This is a genomic window from Streptomyces sp. NPDC055099 (assembly GCF_053607685.1).
Genome location: NZ_JBSGUA010000003.1, coordinates 445,264 through 462,341, shown reverse-complemented (window position 1 = coordinate 462,341; position 17,078 = coordinate 445,264). Strand labels below are relative to the sequence as shown.

Sequence of the window (17,078 nt, the reverse complement as noted above, 5' to 3'; positions counted from 1 at the left end):
TGTGGGCACGGCATGACCCTAGGAAGATTTGAGTGCCGCGGCGGCGGGGCCGCGGGTGCCGAGATGGTTGAAGAACAGGTTGAGCAGGACCGCGGCCAGCGCTCCCGCACTGATTCCGGAGCCGAGGACGGTCTGCGCCCAGGCCGGGAATTCGGCGTAGAAGGTGGGCGCGGCGAGCGGGATGATGCCCGCTCCGAGCGCGACGGCCACCAGGATGATGTTGGAGCTGTCGTCGAGACCGGCCTCGGAGAGCGTACGGATGCCGCTCACCGCGATGGAGCCGAAGAGGACGATGCCCGCGCCGCCGAGTACCGGCATGGGGACCACGTTGACGACTGCTCCGAGGACGGGGAAGGCGCCGAGGACGATGAGCGCGCCGCCGGCGACGGCGACCACGTAGCGGCTGCGGACACGTGTCAGGGAGACGACGCCGACGTTCTGCGCGAAGGCGGAGGTCGGGAAGCCGCCGAAGACGGGGCCGACGAGTGTCGCGATGCCGTCGGTGCGCAGGCCGCGGGTGATGGTCTTGCCGTCGGTCTCGCGCTCGCAGATCTCGCCGAGGGCGAGCATGCCGGCCGCCGACTCGGTCATCAGGACCAGCATGACGATGCAGAGCGAGAGGATCGCGGCGGGCTGGAAGGTGGGAGCTCCGGCGGCGAAGGGTGTCGGCAGGGCGGCGAGCGGGGCCGTCTGCACGGAGGTGAAGTCGGCCATCCCGAACGGGATCGCGGCGAGCGTCCCGATGAACATGCCTGCCAGCAGGGCGACTTGCTTGAGGAAGCCGCGGCCGAAACGCTGGAAGAGCAGGATCACGACGAGGGTGAAGGCGGCGAGCGCCAGGTACTTCATGTCGCCGAACGTCGGGTCGGTGTCGTCCCCGCCCTGCGCCCACTTCACGGGTACGGGCATCAGCGTGACGCCGATGAGGGTGATGACGACGCCGGTGACCAGCGGCGGGAAGAAGCGAAGGAGTCTGCCGAAGAACGGGCCGATGGCGAGGCAGAAGACGCCCGCGACCATCACCGCGCCGTAGATGGCCGGGAGTTGTGCGCCTTTGGCGTTGGTCTCGGCGATGGCGAGGATGGGTGCGATACCGGCCGACGAGGCGGCGTTGACGAAGGGGAGCCGGTTGCCGACGAATCCCTTGACGCCGAGCGTCTGGAGGATGGTGGCGAGTCCGGCGATCAGCAGTCCCGCCGCGATGAGCCGGGTCTGGGCCACGGTGTCGAGGCCGCAGGCCTGCCCGATGATCAGCGGCGGAGTGACGACGCCCGCGTACATGGCGGCGATGTGCTGGAGTGCGGCGGGGACCAGCCGCGAGGGGTGGAGCTTCTCGTCCACCGGGTGACAGTCGGGAGTCGACTCTGCTCTTCCGTCGGTCAGCTCCGATGGGGTGGAACGCGGGCCTTTCGCCGGCCCCTGTGCAGGCTGTGCCATTGCTGCTGTTCCCTCCGGTGTGGCGCGCCCCCGTCCGCTGCGGACGGACGGGGGCGCGCGTCCCGCGTCAGAGGTTGGTCATGTCGACCGGGATCTTCGGCTCGACGCCGTCCCGCAGAATCGTGGCCTCGATCAGGCCGTAGGGACGGTCGGCGGCCCAGTAGACGGCTCCGTCCTTGGCCTCGTTGTCGAGGCCGAAGGGCGAGAGGTCCTGGCGGAAGTGGTGCTTGTTGGGCGCGGAGAAGCGGATCTCGTCGATCTCGCTGCGGTTGTTGATGACCCGCGAACCCATTTGGTACAGCGTCTGCTGGAGCGAGAGGGAGTAGGTCTCCACGAAGGCGTGCAGGATGTGCTTCTTCGCCTGCTCGTACGACCGCTCCCAACTCGGCATGCGCTGCTCGTCGTTGGTCCAGTTGTGGCGCCACCAGGTGGACAGCGACGTGGCGAGGATGCGGTCGTAGTCCTCCTTCAGGGTCGTGTACTTGTCCTTGATGAAGCCCCAGAACTCGGAGTTGGTGGAGTTCATCACGGTCAGGTCCTTGAGCCCCGAGAGGACCTCGAAGTTCTCGCCGTCGTACGTGATCTGGGCGAGGCGCGTCTCCTGGCCCTTGCGGACGAAGGAGTGGTTGACCTCGTCGGCGCCGATGAACTTGGCGTTGCTGTCGGAGCCGCCGATGCGCTCCCAGGAGTACTCCTCGATCCGGATCCGCGCGCGGTGGATCGAGGGCTGGCTGTCCACGAAGTGCCGGGCGAGGTGGATGCCGTACTGCTCGGCGGACTCGATGCCGTATTCCTTGGCGAACGCGAAGCAGGTGTTCTTCGTCGTGTCCGTCGGGAGGCAGTTGGCGTTCGAGCCGTTGTAGTGGACGTCGTTCAGGTCGCCGGAGAGCGCAACCGAGACGTTCAGGTCCTTGATGTGGTGGGTGTCGCCGTCCCGCGTGATCTTGACGACGCGGTTCTCTGCTTTGCCGTACTGGTTCTGGCCGAGAATCGTGGGCATGTCTGCTAGCTCCCTCGGTAAACGGAGTAGCCGAACGGGTTGAGCAGCAGCGGTACGTGGTAGTGCTCGCCCGGCGTGACGGCGAACGTGATCGCCACCTCCGGGAAGAACACGTCACTCGCACCGCTGTCCCTTACGCGGGGGGCGTCCTGCTGCGCCTCGGCTTGCTTCTTCGTGCTGGGCTTGTTCGAGAAGTACTGCTCGACCTCGAAGTCGAGTCGTACGTGGGTCGTGCCCTCCGGCAGCGCCGGCAGGTCCTTGCAGCGCCCGTCCGCGTCGGTCGCGGAGCCGCCGAGCGTCACCCACTCGGCGTCGCGGCCGCTGCGGGCGGTGAGCGAGATGGCGACGCCCTCGGCGGGGCGTCCGACGCTGGTGTCCAGGATGTGCGTGGACACCGAGGCGGTGGTGTCAGTGCTCATCAGTCGTTGTCCTCTTCCACGAGACGGGTCAGCCGGATTCGGTTGATCTTCCCGAGTTCGGTGCGCACGATGTCGCGCTCCTGCTCGGCGGAGTTGCCGATCCGGGTCTTCACCGCATCGCGCATCTGCTCACCGGTCGCGCCGGTGGCGCAGATCAGGAAGACATGGCCGAACTTCTCCTGGTAGGCCAGATTCAGTTCGAGCATCTCTGCCTTGAGCTCTTCGGAGGCCCCCGCCATGCCGCGCTGTTCACGTGACGACGTGGGGTCCCCGGGCTTCGGGCGTCCGATCGGCGGGTGCCCGGCCATCGCCTCGGCCAGATCATCGGCGGTCAGCTCGGCCATGGCGGCGTCGCTGGCGGCGAAGAGGGCTTCGACGGTGGGGAAAGGGCGCTGGGCAAGCAGTCTGCTTCCCCAGGCCGATGAGGCGCAGGCCTCGTGGAGAGCGGCGGTGGCCGCACTCTCCGGCAAGGCGTTGAACCGGGCAAGGCCCGGCGTCGAGCTCGAAGTCACGGGTGCCTCCGTGGCCGTAAGGCCTTGTGCTGGACGGGCTGCGGATAGCTAACGCCAGCCGAAACACCACGTCAACACTTTGTTGAAAACTTCGGGAAACAAAAACCGCCGTCCGGTTAACGGACGGCGGCCCTCTGGAGCGCTCTGACCTGGGGCTCAGGTGGAACGGTTCAGGTAGTTGTACACGGTGAAGCGCGATACGCCGAGCGCGCCGGCGACCGTCTCCACCCCATGCCGCACGGCGAAGGCGCCTCGCGCCTCGAGTATCCGTACGACCTCCTGCTTGGCCTTGCGGTCCAGCTCCGACAGGGGCACCCCGCGCTTGCGCTCCAGGGCCAGCAGGATGTGGTCCAGGGAGTCCGCGAGCTGCGGAAGGCGTACGGCGACCACGTCCTCGCCCCGCCAGGCGAGGACGACGTCGTCGGTGCCCGCCTCGTCGGGGGGCACCATTTCGCCGCCCATGGCGTCCACGAGCGGCTTGACGGCGGCCACGAAGGGACCGTGGTCGTCTCTGGCACCGGTCATTCGACGGCCTCCCCCGACTCTCCGAGCACGTTCACCTGGAGTGATACGCGGGTCGCGCCCGCCTCCAGGGCCTTGCGCAGCAGCGCGTCGACGGCGGTCAGGACCTCGTCCGCGCCGCCTTCCGCGGTATTGCCGAAGGGGCCGACGTCCACGGCGTCGAGCGCGGCCCCCTGGATGACGTCACGGGCCACCACCGCATGGGCGGGCGCCTCGTCCAGGTCGAAGGGTTCGGTCGTGAACTCCACTCTCAATCGCACGCGCACAACCTACTGCCGCGGGGTGATTTTCCGGCAGCCCCCTCTTGACAAGGGCCGATCCTCGACGGCAATCTTCCATCAGACAGAAATTAACTTCCGCTATACGGAAGGAGCGCGGAAGCCCCATGGGATACTCCGACCAGCGCTTCAATGTGAACCTGTCGATCCTCTTCACGGAACTCCCGCTCCTGGAGCGCCCCGCGGCCGCCGCCGCGGCGGGCTTCACGGCGGTCGAGCTGTGGTGGCCCTGGGTCGACGCCCCCACCCCCGAGCAGTCCGAGCTCGACGCCCTGCGGGCCGCGATCACGGACGCCGGCGTACAGCTGGTGGGCCTGAACTTCTACGCCGGGCAGCTGCCCGGACCGGACCGCGGCGCCCTGTCGATCCCGGGCGAGGAGAGCGAGAAGTTCCGCGCGAACCTCTCGGTGGCAGCGGACTTCGCCGAGTCCCTCGGCTGCAAGGCGCTCAATGCGCTGTACGGCAACCGGGTGGAGGGCGTGGACCCCGCGGTCCAGGACGAACTCGCCCTGGAGAACCTGGCGTTGGCGGCCCGTGAGGCCGACCGCGTGGGCGCGGTGCTGCTGATCGAGGCCCTGAACAAGCCGGAGTCGCCGCGCTGCCCGATCGTCAGCGCGGACGCGGCCATCGCCGTGGTCGACAAGGTGAACACCCTTACCGGGCTCGGTAACGCGAAGTTCCTCATGGACCTTTACCACCTGTCCATGAACGGCGAGGACCTGCCTGCCGTCATCGATCAGTACGTCGCCCAGACCGCGCACGTGCAGATCGCCGACAATCCTGGCCGTGGGGCCCCCGGGACGGGGTCGCTGCCTCTGGAAGAGCTGCTCGATCAGCTTCGCAAGGCGGGTTACGAGGGCTGGGTCGGCCTGGAGTACAAGCCGGGCGACCGGCCCAGTTCCGAGGCGTTCGGCTGGCTGCCCGCCGCGGACTAGGCCGCCGCTTCGCGGCGGATCTCTCCCGCCCACCCACCCGGCGCCCAGCACCCGATTCGTCGACGTAGACAAGCTTTTAGAAAGGCTCTCACCATGAGCAACCTTCCCAAGATCGCGTGGATCGGACTCGGCATCATGGGGTCCCCCATGTCCGAGAACCTGATCAAGGCTGGTTACTCCGTCACCGGCTACACCCTTGAGCAGGACAAGCTGGACCGCCTCGCCGCGGCCGGCGGCACCGTCGCCAAGTCCATCGCCGAGGCCGTCAAGGACGCCGACGTCATCGTCACGATGGTGCCCGCGTCCCCGCAGGTCGAGGCCATCGCGTACGGTGCGGACGGCATCCTGGAGAACGCGAGGTCCGGTGCGCTGATCGTCGACATGTCGTCGATCACCCCGCAGACCTCCGTGGACTTGGCCAAGGCCGCCAAGGAGAAGGGCATCCGCGTCCTGGACGCCCCCGTGTCGGGTGGCGAGGCCGGTGCCATCGAGGCCGTGCTCTCCATCATGGTCGGCGGCGAGCAGGCCGACTTCGACGAGGCCAAGCCGCTTCTGGACGCCCTCGGCAAGACCATCGTGCTGTGCGGTCCGCACGGCTCGGGTCAGACCGTGAAGGCCGCCAACCAGCTCATCGTCGCCGTGAACATCCAGGCGTGCGCCGAGGCAGTCGTCTTCCTGGAGAAGTCCGGGGTGGACCTGACCGCCGCCCTCGACGTCCTGAACGGGGGGCTTGCAGGCTCGACCGTCCTGACCCGCAAGAAGGACAACTTCCTCAAGCGCGACTTCAAGCCCGGCTTCCGGATCGACCTGCACCACAAGGACATGGGCATCGTCACCGACGCCGCCCGCAATGTCGGTGCCTCGCTCCCCGTCGGCTCCGTGGTGGCCCAGCTCGTCGCCTCGCTGCGTGCGCAGGGCGACGGCGGTCTCGACCACTCCGCGCTGCTTCGCGGCGTGGAGCGCCTCTCGGGCGCCGAGCTCTAAGAAGCCCCAAGAAGCTTCACGAGCTCCCTCAACTTCCGGGCCGTGGCGGCGCTGACACCTGTCCTGTCGCGCCCAGGCGTCGCCGCGGCCCGGAACCCTGACCCCAACTTCAACAAACTGTTGACGTAGCTGTTCAGCGTACTTACGCTCACGTCAGCTCGCCTCACTTCACCTCAGCAGTTTCAGCAGTCCGTACGGAAGGTCAACTCCGCCACCATGTCGAAGCGTGTGCTCACGACCGAGTCCGGCGCCCCTGTCGCCGACAACCAGAACTCAGCCACCGCCGGCGTCGGTGGCCCGATCCTCCTCCAGGACCAGCACCTCCTCGAGAAGCTCGCCCGCTTCAACCGCGAGCGCATCCCGGAGCGTGTGGTGCACGCGCGTGGATCCGGTGCATACGGCTACTTCGAGGTGACGGACGACGTCACCGCGTACACCTCGGCCGACTTCCTGAACACCGTCGGCAAGCGCACCGAGACGTTCCTGCGCTTCTCCACGGTGGCGGACAGCCTCGGCGGCGCGGACGCGGTCCGCGACCCGCGCGGCTTCGCGGTGAAGTTCTACACCGAGGAGGGCAACTACGACCTCGTCGGCAACAACACCCCGGTGTTCTTCATCAAGGACCCGATCAAGTTCCCCGACTTCATCCACTCCCAGAAGCGCGACCCCTTCACGGGCAAGCAGGAGCCGGACAACGTCTGGGACTTCTGGGCGCACTCCCCCGAGGCGACGCACCAGGTGACGTGGCTGATGGGCGACCGCGGCATCCCCGCGTCGTACCGCCACATGAACGGCTACGGCTCGCACACCTACCAGTGGACGAACGCGGCGGGCGAGGCCTTCTTCGTGAAGTACCACTTCAAGACGAACCAGGGCGTGCGCAGCCTCTCCTCGGAGCAGGCCGCCGAGCTCGCGGGCAAGGACGCCAACTCGCACCAGACGGACCTTCTCCAGGCCATCGAGCGTGGCGTGAACCCGTCCTGGACGCTGCACGTGCAGATCATGCCGGCGGCGGACGCGGCGGACTACCGCTTCAACCCCTTCGACCTGACGAAGGTGTGGCCGCACAGCGACTACCCGCTGCAGCGCGTGGGCCGCCTGGTCCTGGACCGCAACCCCGACAACGTCTTCGCCGAGGTCGAGCAGGCCGCCTTCTCCCCGAACAACTTCGTTCCGGGCATCGGCCCCTCCCCCGACAAGATGCTCCAGGGCCGCCTGTTCGCCTACGCGGACGCGCACCGCTACCGCCTGGGCGTCAACCACACGCTGCTCCCGGTGAACGCCCCGAAGGCGACCACCGCGAACAACTACGGCCGTGACGGTCTGATGGCGGCCAACGCCTACGGCCGTGACCGCAAGAACTACGAGCCCAACTCGTACGACGGTCCGGTCGAGACCGGTCAGCCGCTCTCCGCCCCGCTCGCCGTCAACGGCCACACGGGCACGCACGAGGCGCCGCTGCACACCAAGGACGACCACTTCTTCCAGGCGGGCGAGCTGTACCGCCTGATGTCGGCCGAGGAGCAGGCGCGCCTGGTGGCGAACATCGCGGGAGGCCTCTCGCAGGTCAGCCGCGACGACGTCATCGAGAAGAACCTGGCTCACTTCCACGCCGCCGACGCCGAGTACGGCAAGCGCGTGGAGGAGGCGGTCCGCGCCCTGCGCGAGGACTAGGCCTCACAGAACTCCCGGACTGCGCCGGGGAATTGACGGGAGGTCAGTTCCCCGGTGCTGCGCCCGCGCCATCACGGACCCGGATGAGGGGTGGTCCCGTGATGAGCCGGGCCGGACGAGGACCGCGGCGGCTCCGCGAGCCAGTGCGGTGGTGAAGGTCAGGCGGCTCCCTTCTCGACCTGAGGGAAGGGAATCCCGCCGGTCCATTCGCGGCCGCCGCGGTCCCAGCCGATTCTGGCCCCTGGGCCTTGAGCCCTGGGGCCTTGGCCCCTGGGCCCCCTTTGACTCCGTCCGGCGGCGCGTATGCATGTTCCGCCAGTCGCGCGCGGTCGGACGGCTACAACTTCCTCCCACCGAAGCCAGAGCGGCGAGTACGGACGGTCCCGTGCTCGCCGCTCTTCTTTGTCTGCCGGTACGTGGGGGCTGGTCGCGCAGTTCCCCGCGCCCCTTACGGGGCGCCCTCAGCCAGTCGAGCCACCATCCGTTCGAGCCTGGCGGCTCGCGTGGCGGGCTTCTTCGCCGTCATCAGGCTGTGCAGGACGACGTACCTGTCCGTCTTGCCGAGGGCGTCGAAGGCCTTGCGGGCCGCGGGGTTCGCCGCAAGCGCCGCCTCCAGGTCGTCCGGGACCGTGGCGGTCCGCTGGGACTCGTAGGCCGCCTCCCAGCGCCCGTCCGCCTGCGCCGCCGCAACCTCCACGAGGCCAGGTTCGCGCATGCGGCCCTCCGCGGTCAGTTCCGCGACCCGGTCGACGTTGACCCTCGACCACAGGCTCCGCCGCCGGCGAGGCGTGATCTTCTGCAGGTAGTGGACATCGTCGTACGACCTGCGATGGCCGGTGATCCAGCCGTAGCAGAGCGCCACGTCATTGACCTCGGCGGCCGTCACCGAGGGCACCCCCGAACCCTTCTTGGCGAGCTTCACCCAGACGCCCGGCGAACCGGCGTGGTGCTCGTCGAGCCACGCCTCCAGCTCGACCCGGTCCGCGCAGGTCATGACCTTCAGATCAGCGAGCGATTCCATCGGCCCAAGATAAAGGGGCGGCCCACCCCCCACGGGTGGACCGCCCCTGTCAGAGCTCAGCGCCGCGTCACACCTTCAGCGGCCGGATGGCCGTGGGCGCGTGGCCCGGCTCCGTGGCGAGCTCCTCGAACTCCTTGACCGCGCTGATGTCGGCCGTGGGGCTCATCGAGATGTTGGTGATGCGCTCCAGGATGGCCTCGACGACGACCGGGACCTGGTGCTCCTGGGCCAGCTTCTTGGCCTGCTCGAAGGCCTCGCCCAGTTCGTTCGGGTCGGTGACGCGGATGGCCTTGCAGCCCAGGCCCTCGGCGACCTTGACGTGGTCGACGCCGTAGACGCCCAGCTCGGGGCTGTTCTGGTTCTCGAATTCCAGGTTGACCTGGAAGTTGATGTCCAGGCCGATCTGGGCCTGGCGGATCAGGCCCAAGTAGGCGTTGTTCACCAGGACATGGACGTACGGGATGCGGTGCTGCGCGCCGACCGCCAGCTCCTCGATCATGAACTGGAAGTCGTAGTCACCGGAGAGCGCGACGACCGGGGTGTCGCGGTCCGCGGTGGCGACGCCGAGCGCGGCCGGGATCGTCCAGCCGAGCGGGCCCGCCTGGCCGCAGTTGATCCAGTGGCGCGGCTTGTAGACGTGCAGCATCTGGGCGCCCGCGATCTGCGAGAGGCCGATGGTGGTGACGTAGCGCGTGTCCGGGCCGAAGGCCTTGTTCATCTCCTCGTAGACGCGCTGCGGCTTCATGGGGATGTTGTCGAAGTGCGTGCGGCGCTGCAGGGTCTCCTTGCGCTCCAGGTGGGAGGCGACCCACGCGGAACGGTCCGGGAGCTTGCCCGCGGCCTTGAGCTCCTTGGCGACCTCGACGAAGAGCTCCAGGGCGACCTTGGCGTCGGAGGCGATCCCGTAGTCCGGCGCGAAGATCTTGCCGATCTGGGTCGGCTCGATGTCGACGTGCACGAACTTGCGGCCCTGGGTGTAGACGTCCAGCTTGTAGCCGGTGTGGCGGTTGGCCCAGCGGTTGCCGATGCCGAGGACGAAGTCCGACTCCAGGAACGTGGCGTTGCCGTAGCGGTGGCCGGTCTGCTGGCCGACCATGCCCGCGTTCAGGTCGTGGTCGTCGGGGATGGTGCCCCAGCCCATCAGGGTCGGCACGACCGGGGTGTTGGTGATCTCGGCGAACTCGACCAGGAGGTCGGAGGCGTCGGCGTTGATGATGCCGCCGCCGGCGACGATCAGCGGACGCTCGGACTCGACCAGGAAGGTGATCGCCTTCTCGATCTGCGCGCGGGTCGCGGTCGGCTTGTAGACCGGCAGCGGCTCGTACGTGTCGATGTCGAACTCGATCTCGGTCTGCTGGACGTCGATCGGCAGGTCGATGAGGACCGGGCCCGGGCGGCCCGAACGCATCAGGTGGAACGCCTGCTGGAAGATGCCGGGGACCTGCGCGGCCTCCAGGACCGTGACGGCCATCTTGGTGACCGGCTTGGCGATCGTCGCGATGTCGACGGCCTGGAAGTCCTCCTTGTGGAGCAGGTGCGTCGGCGCCTGGCCCGTGATGCAGAGGATCGGGATGGAGTCACCCGTCGCGGAGTACAGACCGGTGATCATGTCGGTGCCCGCGGGGCCCGACGTACCGATGCAGACGCCGATGTTGCCGGGGTTGGCGCGGGTGTAGCCCTCGGCCATGTGCGAGGCGCCCTCGACGTGCCGGGCGAGCGTGTGGTCGATGCCACCGCCCTCCTGGAGCGCCTTGTAGAAGGGGTTGATCGCGGCGCCGGGGACACCGAACGCGTTGGTGACGCCCTCGCGCTTGAGGATCTCAACTGCCGCGCGGACAGCGGTCATACGAGCCATGGGGTTCTCCTGCTTCGACAACAGCTTCGACAGCTGCGCCGACCTCGCGGCCGGCGTGTTCGGCTGGCGGATCCGGCTCCCGTCGCGCCCCGCGGTGAGCTTCTGTTTCCGCATTGTGGAAATTTAGTTCTGCTATATGGAAGCAATGTAGGGGGGTGCAGTGGAGACCGTCAAGAGTTGTCCGGGAACCGGGCTGCCCGGAGGGCGCGTCCCAGTCGTTGAATTCAGCAGTGAATTCGGGCCACACCATCGGGGGGTCCAGCGTGGCCAGTTCACCGGACGCGTCCCCTGCGGGGCAGGGCACGCCGAGCCACGGCCGCTGGCGGGCGGGGGCCCTGCTCGGGCAGGGCGGCCTCGGGCGCGTCTTCCTCGCGCACGACGGGACGGGGCGCGCGGTCGCCCTGCGGGTGGTGCGGGCCTCTCTCGCCCGTGATGAGGAGTTCCGCAGGCGCTTCGGCCGCGAGGTGCAGGCGATCGCGGCGGTACGGGGGCCTCGCGTCGCCGCGCTCGTCGACGCCGATCCGGACGCCGAGGTGCCCTGGCTGGCCATGGAGTACGTCGCGGGCGCGACTCTCGCCACGCGGGTACGGGATCTCGGCGGGCCGCTCTCCGTCCCGGAACTGCGGACGCTGGCGAACGCCCTCGCCGGGGCGCTGGACGACATCCACCGGGCGGGGCTCGTGCACGGTGGCCTGCGGCCGTCGAATGTGGTGCTGGCGGCCGACGGCCCGCGCGTCGTGGACTTCGGCATGGCCGGGTGTGCGGCACGGGCCGGGTACACGGGAAGGCCGGGGTACGCGGCACCCGAGCTCGTGACAACGGCGCACGGAGCGGCGCTCAAGCCGCCCTCGGACGTCTTCTCGCTCGGCGCGGTCCTGGCCTTCGCGGCGGCGGGGCGCGGTCCCTTCGAGACCGGGGTCCTCGACAGCCGGGGCCTGGCGGGGGTACGGGATCTGGCGGGCGCATCGAACTTGGCAGACGCGCCGAACTTGGCGGACGCGCCGGGCCTGGGCGGCGTACCGGACCTGGGTGGCGTACCGGACCTGGGTGGCGTACCGGGGGAGCTGTTGCCCCTGGTCACCGCCTGCCTCGCGGGGCACCCCACGGCCCGGCCCGCCCCACGCACCGTCGCGCGCATGGCGGGCCTCCCCCTGCCGGGCAGCCGCCGCCGGTCCCTGACCCTGGCGGGCACCCTGTTCTTGGCTCAACTGCCTGCCGTGGCAAGCCCACTTGGTGGACGATGGACGCCACGAACCGTCGAGCGGTGACGGCGAGCACGCGAGCACTGACGTGACGGGTGAGGGTGATGACGGAGAGCGGCGTTCCGGTACGGTGCCCGGTCTGCCGGCGCGATCATGTGTACGCCCCGCCGTCCTACCCCTGCGCGTGCGGCGCTCCCGTGGTGCCGCCGGTGGCGCGCGGGGCGACGGTGCTGCCGGTGACGGACCGGACGTGGGCGGACGAGTGGGTGACCGTACGGTGCCGGATGTGCGGCCGCCGCGGCCAGTGGCCCCAGCCGGAGCTGGGGTGCGCGTGCGGGGCGGTACTGCGTATCCCGGTGCGCTCGGTCCAGGCACCTTCGGGGTCCTCTGCGGGTGGGGGTCCGTCGACGGGTACGGGTACGCCGACGGGTGCGGTTCCGCCGACGGGCACGGGGCGGCCCACGGGTACGGGGCAACCGGAGACTCCGGGGCGTGAGGCTGCGGGGCGCGAGGCTCCGGGGCGGCCGGAGACTCCGGGGCGCGAGGCTGCGGGGCGTGAGGCTCCGGGGCGGCCTGAGACTCCGGGGCGCGAGGCTCCGGCAGGGCCGCCACCGGCCGCTCAGACGCCGCCCGCTCATCCGACTCCTCCGGCTCACCCGACTCCTCCGGCGCACATCCCGCTCCCCCGGACGGCGCCGACGCCCAGGCCCGCCTTCCAACCGGTGCCGGTCCGCACGGCGCGGGACGCGGTGACGGTGGCGGGGCTGTATCTGCGGTGGCTCGGTTACGCGGAGATCCGGGGAGCGGTCAGGCGGGCGCCTTCCGGGGTACGGGTCTCGGCGCGGGGCGTGATCGCCCTGGTCGAGCCGTCCGTGCAGCCGACCTCGCTGCGTGACGTGGAGTGCTTATGGCTCAGCGCGATGGCCGACTCCGTCGCGTGCGTCTGCTTCTCGCTCGCGGGTTACGAGGAGCGTGCCCGCGTACGGGCTGACGCACTCTCCGTCCCGTTGTTCGTCATCGACCTCGCGGGAACCCCGCAGCCGGTGAACAGCGCGGCGGCGGAACTGATCGCCTCGGGGTGACTGGGTGGGGTCGGTCGGGTGGCCAGACCGGGGTGGCTGCCGGCCAGGCCGGGGTGGCTGCCTGTTGACCGGGCGGGGGCGACGGCGGCGTTCGCCGGACGACCAGGCAGGTGGCCGGGCGGGGCCGGGTCGGGTGGCCGGGCGGGGGCCCGAGGGGTGACCAGGCCGGTCTCCGCCAGGCGGCGACAGGCGGGCGTCCGTCGGGCGGCAAGGCGGGGCCCGGCGGGTGGGCCGGCGGGGGCCGGTCCGGGAAAATCCCGTGGTCGTCGCTCGCGGGGCCGTCATACTCGCCAGATGTACATCCGTCCCGCCACGACCGGCGATCTCCCCGTTCTTCAGGGCATCGAACGTGCCGCGGGCGAACCCTTTCGCGCATGGGAGATGGCGGCGATCGCTGACGACGAACCCCCGAGCATCGCGCTGCTCGAGGAATTCCGTCGGGCAGGCCGGGCGTGGGTGGCCGCCGAGGCAGGCGGCGCCCCCGTCGCGTACCTTCTCAGCGAGCCGGTGGACGGCGCGGAACACGTCGAGCAGGTCTCCGTGCACCCGCGAGCCGCGCACCGCCGCATCGGCGGCGCCCTGATCGAGCACACCGCCGACCGCGCCCGCGAGGCAGGCAGGGAAGCCCTGACCCTGACCACCTACACGGACGTCCCCTGGAACGCGCCGTACTACGCCCGCATCGGGTTCCGCGTGCTCGCCGAGGCCGAACTCACCCCGGGGCTGCGGAAGATCCGCGCCCACGAGGTCGAGCTCGGCCTCGACCGCTGGCCCCGCGTCGCCATGCGGCGCGAACTCAGCCCGGGTGGGACGGGTCCCCGTACCGCTCCCTGAGTTCGATCTTGCGCACCTTTCCGGACACCGTCATGGGGAAGCTCTCCAGGATGCGCAGCCCTGCCGGGATCTTGTAGTGCGCCAACTGCCCGGCACAGAAGGCCCGCAGCTCCTCCAGCGTCAGCGGATCGTCGGCGTCCCGCGGGATCACGCAGGCCAGCGGCACCTCTCCGTAGCGCTCGTCGGCGATTCCCACCACCTGGACGTCGGCGATCTTCGGATGGCCGTAGAGGAATTCCTCGATCTCGCGCGGGTAGATGTTCTCGCCGCCCCGGATGATCATGTCCTTGATGCGGCCGACGATCTGCACGTACCCGTCGTCCCGCATGACCGCCAGGTCACCGGTGTGCATCCAGCGTCCGGCGTCGATCACCTCCGCCGTCCGCGACGGCTCGTTCCAGTAGCCGAGCATCACGCTGTAACCGCGGGTGCACAACTCGCCGGACTCGCCCCGCGGCAGCGTCACGCCGCTGACCGGATCGACCACCTTCACCTCGATGTGCGGCAGCACGCGCCCCACCGTGCCGGTCCGCCGCTCCAGGTCGTCCGTGCGGCGCGTCTGCGTGGAGACCGGGGAGGTCTCCGTCATGCCGTAGCAGATGGAGACCTCCTCCATGTGCATCTCGGCGACCACCCGCTTCATCACCTCGACCGGGCAGGGCGAGCCCGCCATGATGCCGGTGCGCAGCGAACTCAGTTCGTACGTCGCGAAGTCGGAGAGATTCAGTTCCGCGATGAACATCGTCGGCACGCCGTACAACGACGTACAGCGCTCGCGCTCCACCGCGTGCAGCGTGGCCACGGGGTCGAAGGAGGGTGCCGGGATGACGATGCAGGCACCGTGGGACGTGGCCCCCAGATTTCCCATCACCATGCCGAAGCAGTGATAGAAGGGAACGGGTAGGCAGACTCGGTCCTGCTCTGTGTAGCCGACCGTTCGGCCCACCCAGTAACCGTTGTTGAGGATGTTGTGGTGGGAGAGGGTCGCCCCCTTGGGGAAGCCTGTGGTGCCTGAGGTGTACTGGATGTTGATGGGGTCGTCGCAGCTCAACTCCGCCTCGCGGGCGCCCAGTTCGCTGGACGTGACCCCAGTCGCCGCGTCCAGCAGCACGTCCCAGGAGCCGTCCTCGATGTAGTGGACCGACCGCAGGCCCGGGCAGGCGGGCCGCACCTGGTCCACGAGCGCCCGGTAGTCGCTCGACTTGTGCGCCTGCGAGGCGACAAGGACCGTGACCCCGGCCTGCTTGAGCACGTACTCCAACTCGTGCGCCCGGTATGCGGGGTTGATGTTCACCATGATCGCGCCGATCCGCGCGGTGGCGTACTGAACGAGCACCCACTCGGCACAGTTCACCGCCCAGATGCCGACGCGGTCCCCCTTGGCGACCCCGACGCCCATGAACCCTCGCGCCAACTGCGCGACGGCGTCCCCGAATTCGGCGTACGTCCAACGCGTCCCCGCCGCCACGTCCACCAGCGCGTCCCGCTCCGGCCAGGTCTCGACGGCCCGGTCGAGGTTCCGCCCGATGGTGTCACCGAGCAGCGGCGTGGAACTGACGCCGTGGGCATAGGAAAGCTCGCTCACCGGAAGTCCTCCTCGCGGTACTCGGCGTCGGAGCCCGCTGCCGTCGCCTCGCGCAGCTCGATCCGGCGGATCTTGCCGGAGACCGTCTTGGGAAGCGGCCCGAACTCGATGCGCCGCAGCCGCTTGTAGGGGGCGAGGACCGCGCGGGAGTGCTCGAAGAGCAGTTTCGCCGTGTCCGGTCCGGGTTCGTGTCCGGCGGCGAGGACGACGTACGCCTTCGGCACCGCGAGCCGCAGCGCGTCCGGGGCGGGCACCACCGCGGCCTCCGCCACCGCCTCGTGCTCCAGGAGCGCGCTCTCCAGCTCGAACGGGGAGATCTTGTAGTCGGACGCCTTGAAGACGTCGTCGGAGCGGCCCACGTACGTGATGTAGCCGTCGGCGTCCCGGGTGCCGATGTCACCGGTGCGGTAGTAGCCGCCGGCCATCGACTCCGCGGTGCGCTCGGGGTCGCCGTGGTAGCCGGCCATCAGGCCGACCGGGTTCGTGGCGAGGTCGAGGGAGATCTCGCCCTCCGCCGCTCCCGGCTCGCCCGTCACCGGGTCGAGGAGTTCCACGACGAAACCGGGCGTGGGGCGGCCCATCGAGCCCGGCTTCAGCTCCTGTCCGGGCGAGTTGGCGACCTGCACGGCGGTCTCCGTCTGCCCGAAGCCGTCCCTGATGGTGACGCCCCAGTCGCGCCGCACCTGTTCGATGACCTCGGGGTTGAGCGGTTCGCCCGCGGCGACGACCTCGCGCGGCGGTGTCCGCAGCTGGGTCAGGTCGGCCTGGATCAGCATGCGCCACACCGTGGGGGGTGCGCAGAAGCTGGTGACGCCCGCTCGGTCCATCTCGGCCATCAGCCGGCCCGCGTCGAAGCGCGTGTAGTTGTGGATGAAGACCGTCGCCTCCGCGTTCCAGGGCGCGAAGAGGTTCGACCAGGCGTGCTTGGCCCAGCCCGGCGACGAGATGTTCAGGTGGACGTCGCCGGGCTTGAGCCCGATCCAGTACATGGTCGCCAAGTGGCCCACGGGGTACGACACATGGGTGTGCTCGACCAGCTTCGGGCGGGCCGTCGTGCCCGAGGTGAAGTACAGCATCAGGGGGTCGTCGGCGCGGGTGACGCCGTCCGGCTCGAAGACCTCCGGGGCGTCGTCCGCGCCCTCGTACGCGATCCAGCCGGGCACGTCGCCGCCCACCACGACGCGGGTGTAGTCGCCGGGCACGTCGTCGAACTTCGACGCGTCCTCGGGGCGTACGACGACGTGCTTGGCCCGCCCGCGGTCGATGCGGTCCCGCAGGTCGACGGAGCCGAGCAGGGGCGTCGCCGGGATGACGACCGCGCGCAGCTTCATCGCGGCGAGGGCGATCTCCCAGAGCTCGACCTGGTTGCCGAGCATCACGACGACGCGGTCACCGGCACGGACGCCCTGGGCGCGCAGCCAGTTGGCAACCTTGTCGGAGCGTGCGGACAGGTGCGCGAAGGTGAAGCGGGTGGCCGCGCCGTCCTCCTCAACGATGTGGAGAGCGGTCCTCTCGTTGTCCCTGGCGATGACGTCGAACCAGTCGAGCGCCCAGTTGAACCGCTCGGGCCGCGGCCAGGCGAATCCCTCGTACGCGGCCTCGTAGTCCTCCCGGTGCCGCAGCAGGAAGTCCCGAGCGGTGCGGAACTGTTCCGTGCCACTGGTGCCCCTGGCGCCATTGGTGCCGCTGATGCCTGGCGTGTCCGTCGTCGTCATCGTGCTCTCCTCGTCGCCGGGGT

18 protein-coding genes are annotated in these 17,078 nt (G+C 69.6%); 7 read left to right on the top strand and 11 right to left on the bottom strand.

Annotated elements, in window-relative coordinates:
- Window positions 1-18 precede the first annotated feature (18 nt).
- The 6 genes from ACWFRU_RS09985 to ACWFRU_RS09960 all read right to left on the bottom strand — a co-directional run bounded on the left by ACWFRU_RS09985 (window position 19) and on the right by ACWFRU_RS09960 (window position 4,150).
- Entirely contained in the window at window positions 19-1,437 is a 1,419-nt protein-coding gene (locus ACWFRU_RS09985; RefSeq protein ID WP_453685618.1) for a nucleobase:cation symporter-2 family protein, read from the bottom strand.
- Window positions 1,438-1,504: 67 nt separating this feature from the next.
- Complete coding sequence (gene pucL, locus ACWFRU_RS09980) at window positions 1,505-2,437, bottom strand: factor-independent urate hydroxylase (protein ID WP_453685617.1); 933 nt, start codon at window positions 2,435-2,437, stop codon at window positions 1,505-1,507.
- A gap of 5 nt (window positions 2,438-2,442) precedes the next feature.
- Window positions 2,443-2,856 carry a hydroxyisourate hydrolase gene (uraH, locus tag ACWFRU_RS09975; protein ID WP_453685616.1) on the bottom strand — a complete coding sequence of 138 codons (414 nt, stop codon included), beginning with the start codon at window positions 2,854-2,856 and terminating at the stop codon, window positions 2,443-2,445.
- Window positions 2,856-3,368 (bottom strand): 2-oxo-4-hydroxy-4-carboxy-5-ureidoimidazoline decarboxylase, encoded by a 513-nt coding sequence (uraD, locus tag ACWFRU_RS09970; protein ID WP_453685615.1) that lies wholly within the window; start codon window positions 3,366-3,368, stop codon window positions 2,856-2,858. Before uraD ends, uraH begins: the two co-directional genes overlap by 1 nt.
- Before the next feature lie 156 nt (window positions 3,369-3,524).
- Entirely contained in the window at window positions 3,525-3,893 is a 369-nt protein-coding gene (locus tag ACWFRU_RS09965) for a helix-turn-helix domain-containing protein (protein WP_365819022.1), read from the bottom strand.
- Entirely contained in the window at window positions 3,890-4,150 is a 261-nt protein-coding gene (locus ACWFRU_RS09960; RefSeq protein ID WP_453685614.1) for a hypothetical protein, read from the bottom strand. Before ACWFRU_RS09960 ends, ACWFRU_RS09965 begins: the two co-directional genes overlap by 4 nt.
- 125 nt (window positions 4,151-4,275) lie before the next feature.
- Here ACWFRU_RS09960 and ACWFRU_RS09955 point away from each other — a divergent pair, with 125 nt between their 5' ends.
- From ACWFRU_RS09955 to ACWFRU_RS09945, 3 genes are all read left to right on the top strand, one after another.
- Window positions 4,276-5,103, top strand: coding sequence for a TIM barrel protein (locus tag ACWFRU_RS09955; protein WP_453685613.1), 828 nt, complete (start codon window positions 4,276-4,278; stop codon window positions 5,101-5,103).
- A 93-nt stretch (window positions 5,104-5,196) separates the two neighbouring features.
- Complete coding sequence (locus ACWFRU_RS09950) at window positions 5,197-6,087, top strand: 2-hydroxy-3-oxopropionate reductase (protein ID WP_453685612.1); 891 nt, start codon at window positions 5,197-5,199, stop codon at window positions 6,085-6,087.
- A 216-nt stretch (window positions 6,088-6,303) separates the two neighbouring features.
- Window positions 6,304-7,761, top strand: a complete 1,458-nt coding sequence (locus tag ACWFRU_RS09945) for a catalase (protein ID WP_453685611.1) — start codon at window positions 6,304-6,306, stop codon at window positions 7,759-7,761.
- 448 nt (window positions 7,762-8,209) lie between these two features.
- On the opposite strand, the gene ACWFRU_RS09940 is transcribed toward ACWFRU_RS09945, so the two are convergent.
- Together ACWFRU_RS09940 and gcl are read right to left on the bottom strand one after the other, a co-directional pair.
- Entirely contained in the window at window positions 8,210-8,782 is a 573-nt protein-coding gene (locus tag ACWFRU_RS09940; RefSeq protein WP_453685610.1) for a YdeI/OmpD-associated family protein, read from the bottom strand.
- 67 nt (window positions 8,783-8,849) lie between these two features.
- On the bottom strand, window positions 8,850-10,637 hold the full coding sequence (gcl, locus tag ACWFRU_RS09935; protein WP_363210046.1) for a glyoxylate carboligase: 1,788 nt from the start codon (window positions 10,635-10,637) through the stop codon (window positions 8,850-8,852).
- Window positions 10,638-10,900: 263 nt separating this feature from the next.
- Here gcl and ACWFRU_RS09930 point away from each other — a divergent pair, with 263 nt between their 5' ends.
- The gene (locus tag ACWFRU_RS09930; protein WP_453685609.1) at window positions 10,901-11,905 is read left to right on the top strand and encodes a serine/threonine-protein kinase; all 1,005 of its coding nucleotides are present in this window, start codon (window positions 10,901-10,903) and stop codon (window positions 11,903-11,905) included.
- A 106-nt stretch (window positions 11,906-12,011) separates the two neighbouring features.
- Here the strand turns inward: ACWFRU_RS09930 and ACWFRU_RS09925 are convergent, their stop codons facing one another.
- On the bottom strand, window positions 12,012-12,290 hold the full coding sequence (locus tag ACWFRU_RS09925) for a hypothetical protein (protein WP_453685898.1): 279 nt from the start codon (window positions 12,288-12,290) through the stop codon (window positions 12,012-12,014).
- Here ACWFRU_RS09925 and ACWFRU_RS09920 point away from each other — a divergent pair.
- From ACWFRU_RS09920 to ACWFRU_RS09910, 3 genes are all read left to right on the top strand, one after another.
- Entirely contained in the window at window positions 12,233-12,592 is a 360-nt protein-coding gene (locus tag ACWFRU_RS09920; RefSeq protein ID WP_453685608.1) for a pentapeptide repeat-containing protein, read from the top strand. The genes ACWFRU_RS09925 and ACWFRU_RS09920 overlap by 58 nt on opposite strands.
- On the top strand, window positions 12,562-12,921 hold the full coding sequence (locus ACWFRU_RS09915; RefSeq protein ID WP_453685607.1) for a hypothetical protein: 360 nt from the start codon (window positions 12,562-12,564) through the stop codon (window positions 12,919-12,921). Before ACWFRU_RS09920 ends, ACWFRU_RS09915 begins: the two co-directional genes overlap by 31 nt.
- A gap of 294 nt (window positions 12,922-13,215) precedes the next feature.
- Window positions 13,216-13,755: a GNAT family N-acetyltransferase gene (locus ACWFRU_RS09910; RefSeq protein ID WP_453685606.1), complete on the top strand. Its 540-nt coding sequence runs from the start codon at window positions 13,216-13,218 to the stop codon at window positions 13,753-13,755.
- Here ACWFRU_RS09910 and ACWFRU_RS09905 read toward each other — a convergent pair.
- Together ACWFRU_RS09905 and ACWFRU_RS09900 are read right to left on the bottom strand one after the other, a co-directional pair.
- The gene (locus tag ACWFRU_RS09905) at window positions 13,718-15,340 is read right to left on the bottom strand and encodes an AMP-binding protein (protein WP_453685605.1); all 1,623 of its coding nucleotides are present in this window, start codon (window positions 15,338-15,340) and stop codon (window positions 13,718-13,720) included. The two genes, ACWFRU_RS09910 and ACWFRU_RS09905, sit on opposite strands and share 38 nt — an antisense overlap.
- On the bottom strand, window positions 15,337-17,055 hold the full coding sequence (locus tag ACWFRU_RS09900) for an AMP-binding protein (RefSeq protein WP_453685604.1): 1,719 nt from the start codon (window positions 17,053-17,055) through the stop codon (window positions 15,337-15,339). Before ACWFRU_RS09900 ends, ACWFRU_RS09905 begins: the two co-directional genes overlap by 4 nt.
- Window positions 17,056-17,078 lie beyond the last annotated feature (23 nt).

What these genes read in the sequence shown, in the direction of transcription:
- ACWFRU_RS09900 (WP_453685604.1), bottom strand. Translation starts at nt 17,055, where the DNA reads ATGACGACGACGGACACGCCAGGCATCAGCGGCACCAATGGCGCCAGG.
- ACWFRU_RS09945 (WP_453685611.1), top strand. Translation starts at nt 6,304, where the DNA reads ATGTCGAAGCGTGTGCTCACGACCGAGTCCGGCGCCCCTGTCGCCGAC.
- ACWFRU_RS09910 (WP_453685606.1), top strand. Translation starts at nt 13,216, where the DNA reads ATGTACATCCGTCCCGCCACGACCGGCGATCTCCCCGTTCTTCAGGGC.
- gcl (WP_363210046.1), bottom strand. Translation starts at nt 10,637, where the DNA reads ATGGCTCGTATGACCGCTGTCCGCGCGGCAGTTGAGATCCTCAAGCGC.
- ACWFRU_RS09940 (WP_453685610.1), bottom strand. Translation starts at nt 8,782, where the DNA reads ATGGAATCGCTCGCTGATCTGAAGGTCATGACCTGCGCGGACCGGGTC.
- pucL (WP_453685617.1), bottom strand. Translation starts at nt 2,437, where the DNA reads ATGCCCACGATTCTCGGCCAGAACCAGTACGGCAAAGCAGAGAACCGC.
- ACWFRU_RS09965 (WP_365819022.1), bottom strand. Translation starts at nt 3,893, where the DNA reads ATGACCGGTGCCAGAGACGACCACGGTCCCTTCGTGGCCGCCGTCAAG.
- ACWFRU_RS09955 (WP_453685613.1), top strand. Translation starts at nt 4,276, where the DNA reads ATGGGATACTCCGACCAGCGCTTCAATGTGAACCTGTCGATCCTCTTC.
- ACWFRU_RS09985 (WP_453685618.1), bottom strand. Translation starts at nt 1,437, where the DNA reads ATGGCACAGCCTGCACAGGGGCCGGCGAAAGGCCCGCGTTCCACCCCA.
- uraH (WP_453685616.1), bottom strand. Translation starts at nt 2,856, where the DNA reads ATGAGCACTGACACCACCGCCTCGGTGTCCACGCACATCCTGGACACC.
- ACWFRU_RS09950 (WP_453685612.1), top strand. Translation starts at nt 5,197, where the DNA reads ATGAGCAACCTTCCCAAGATCGCGTGGATCGGACTCGGCATCATGGGG.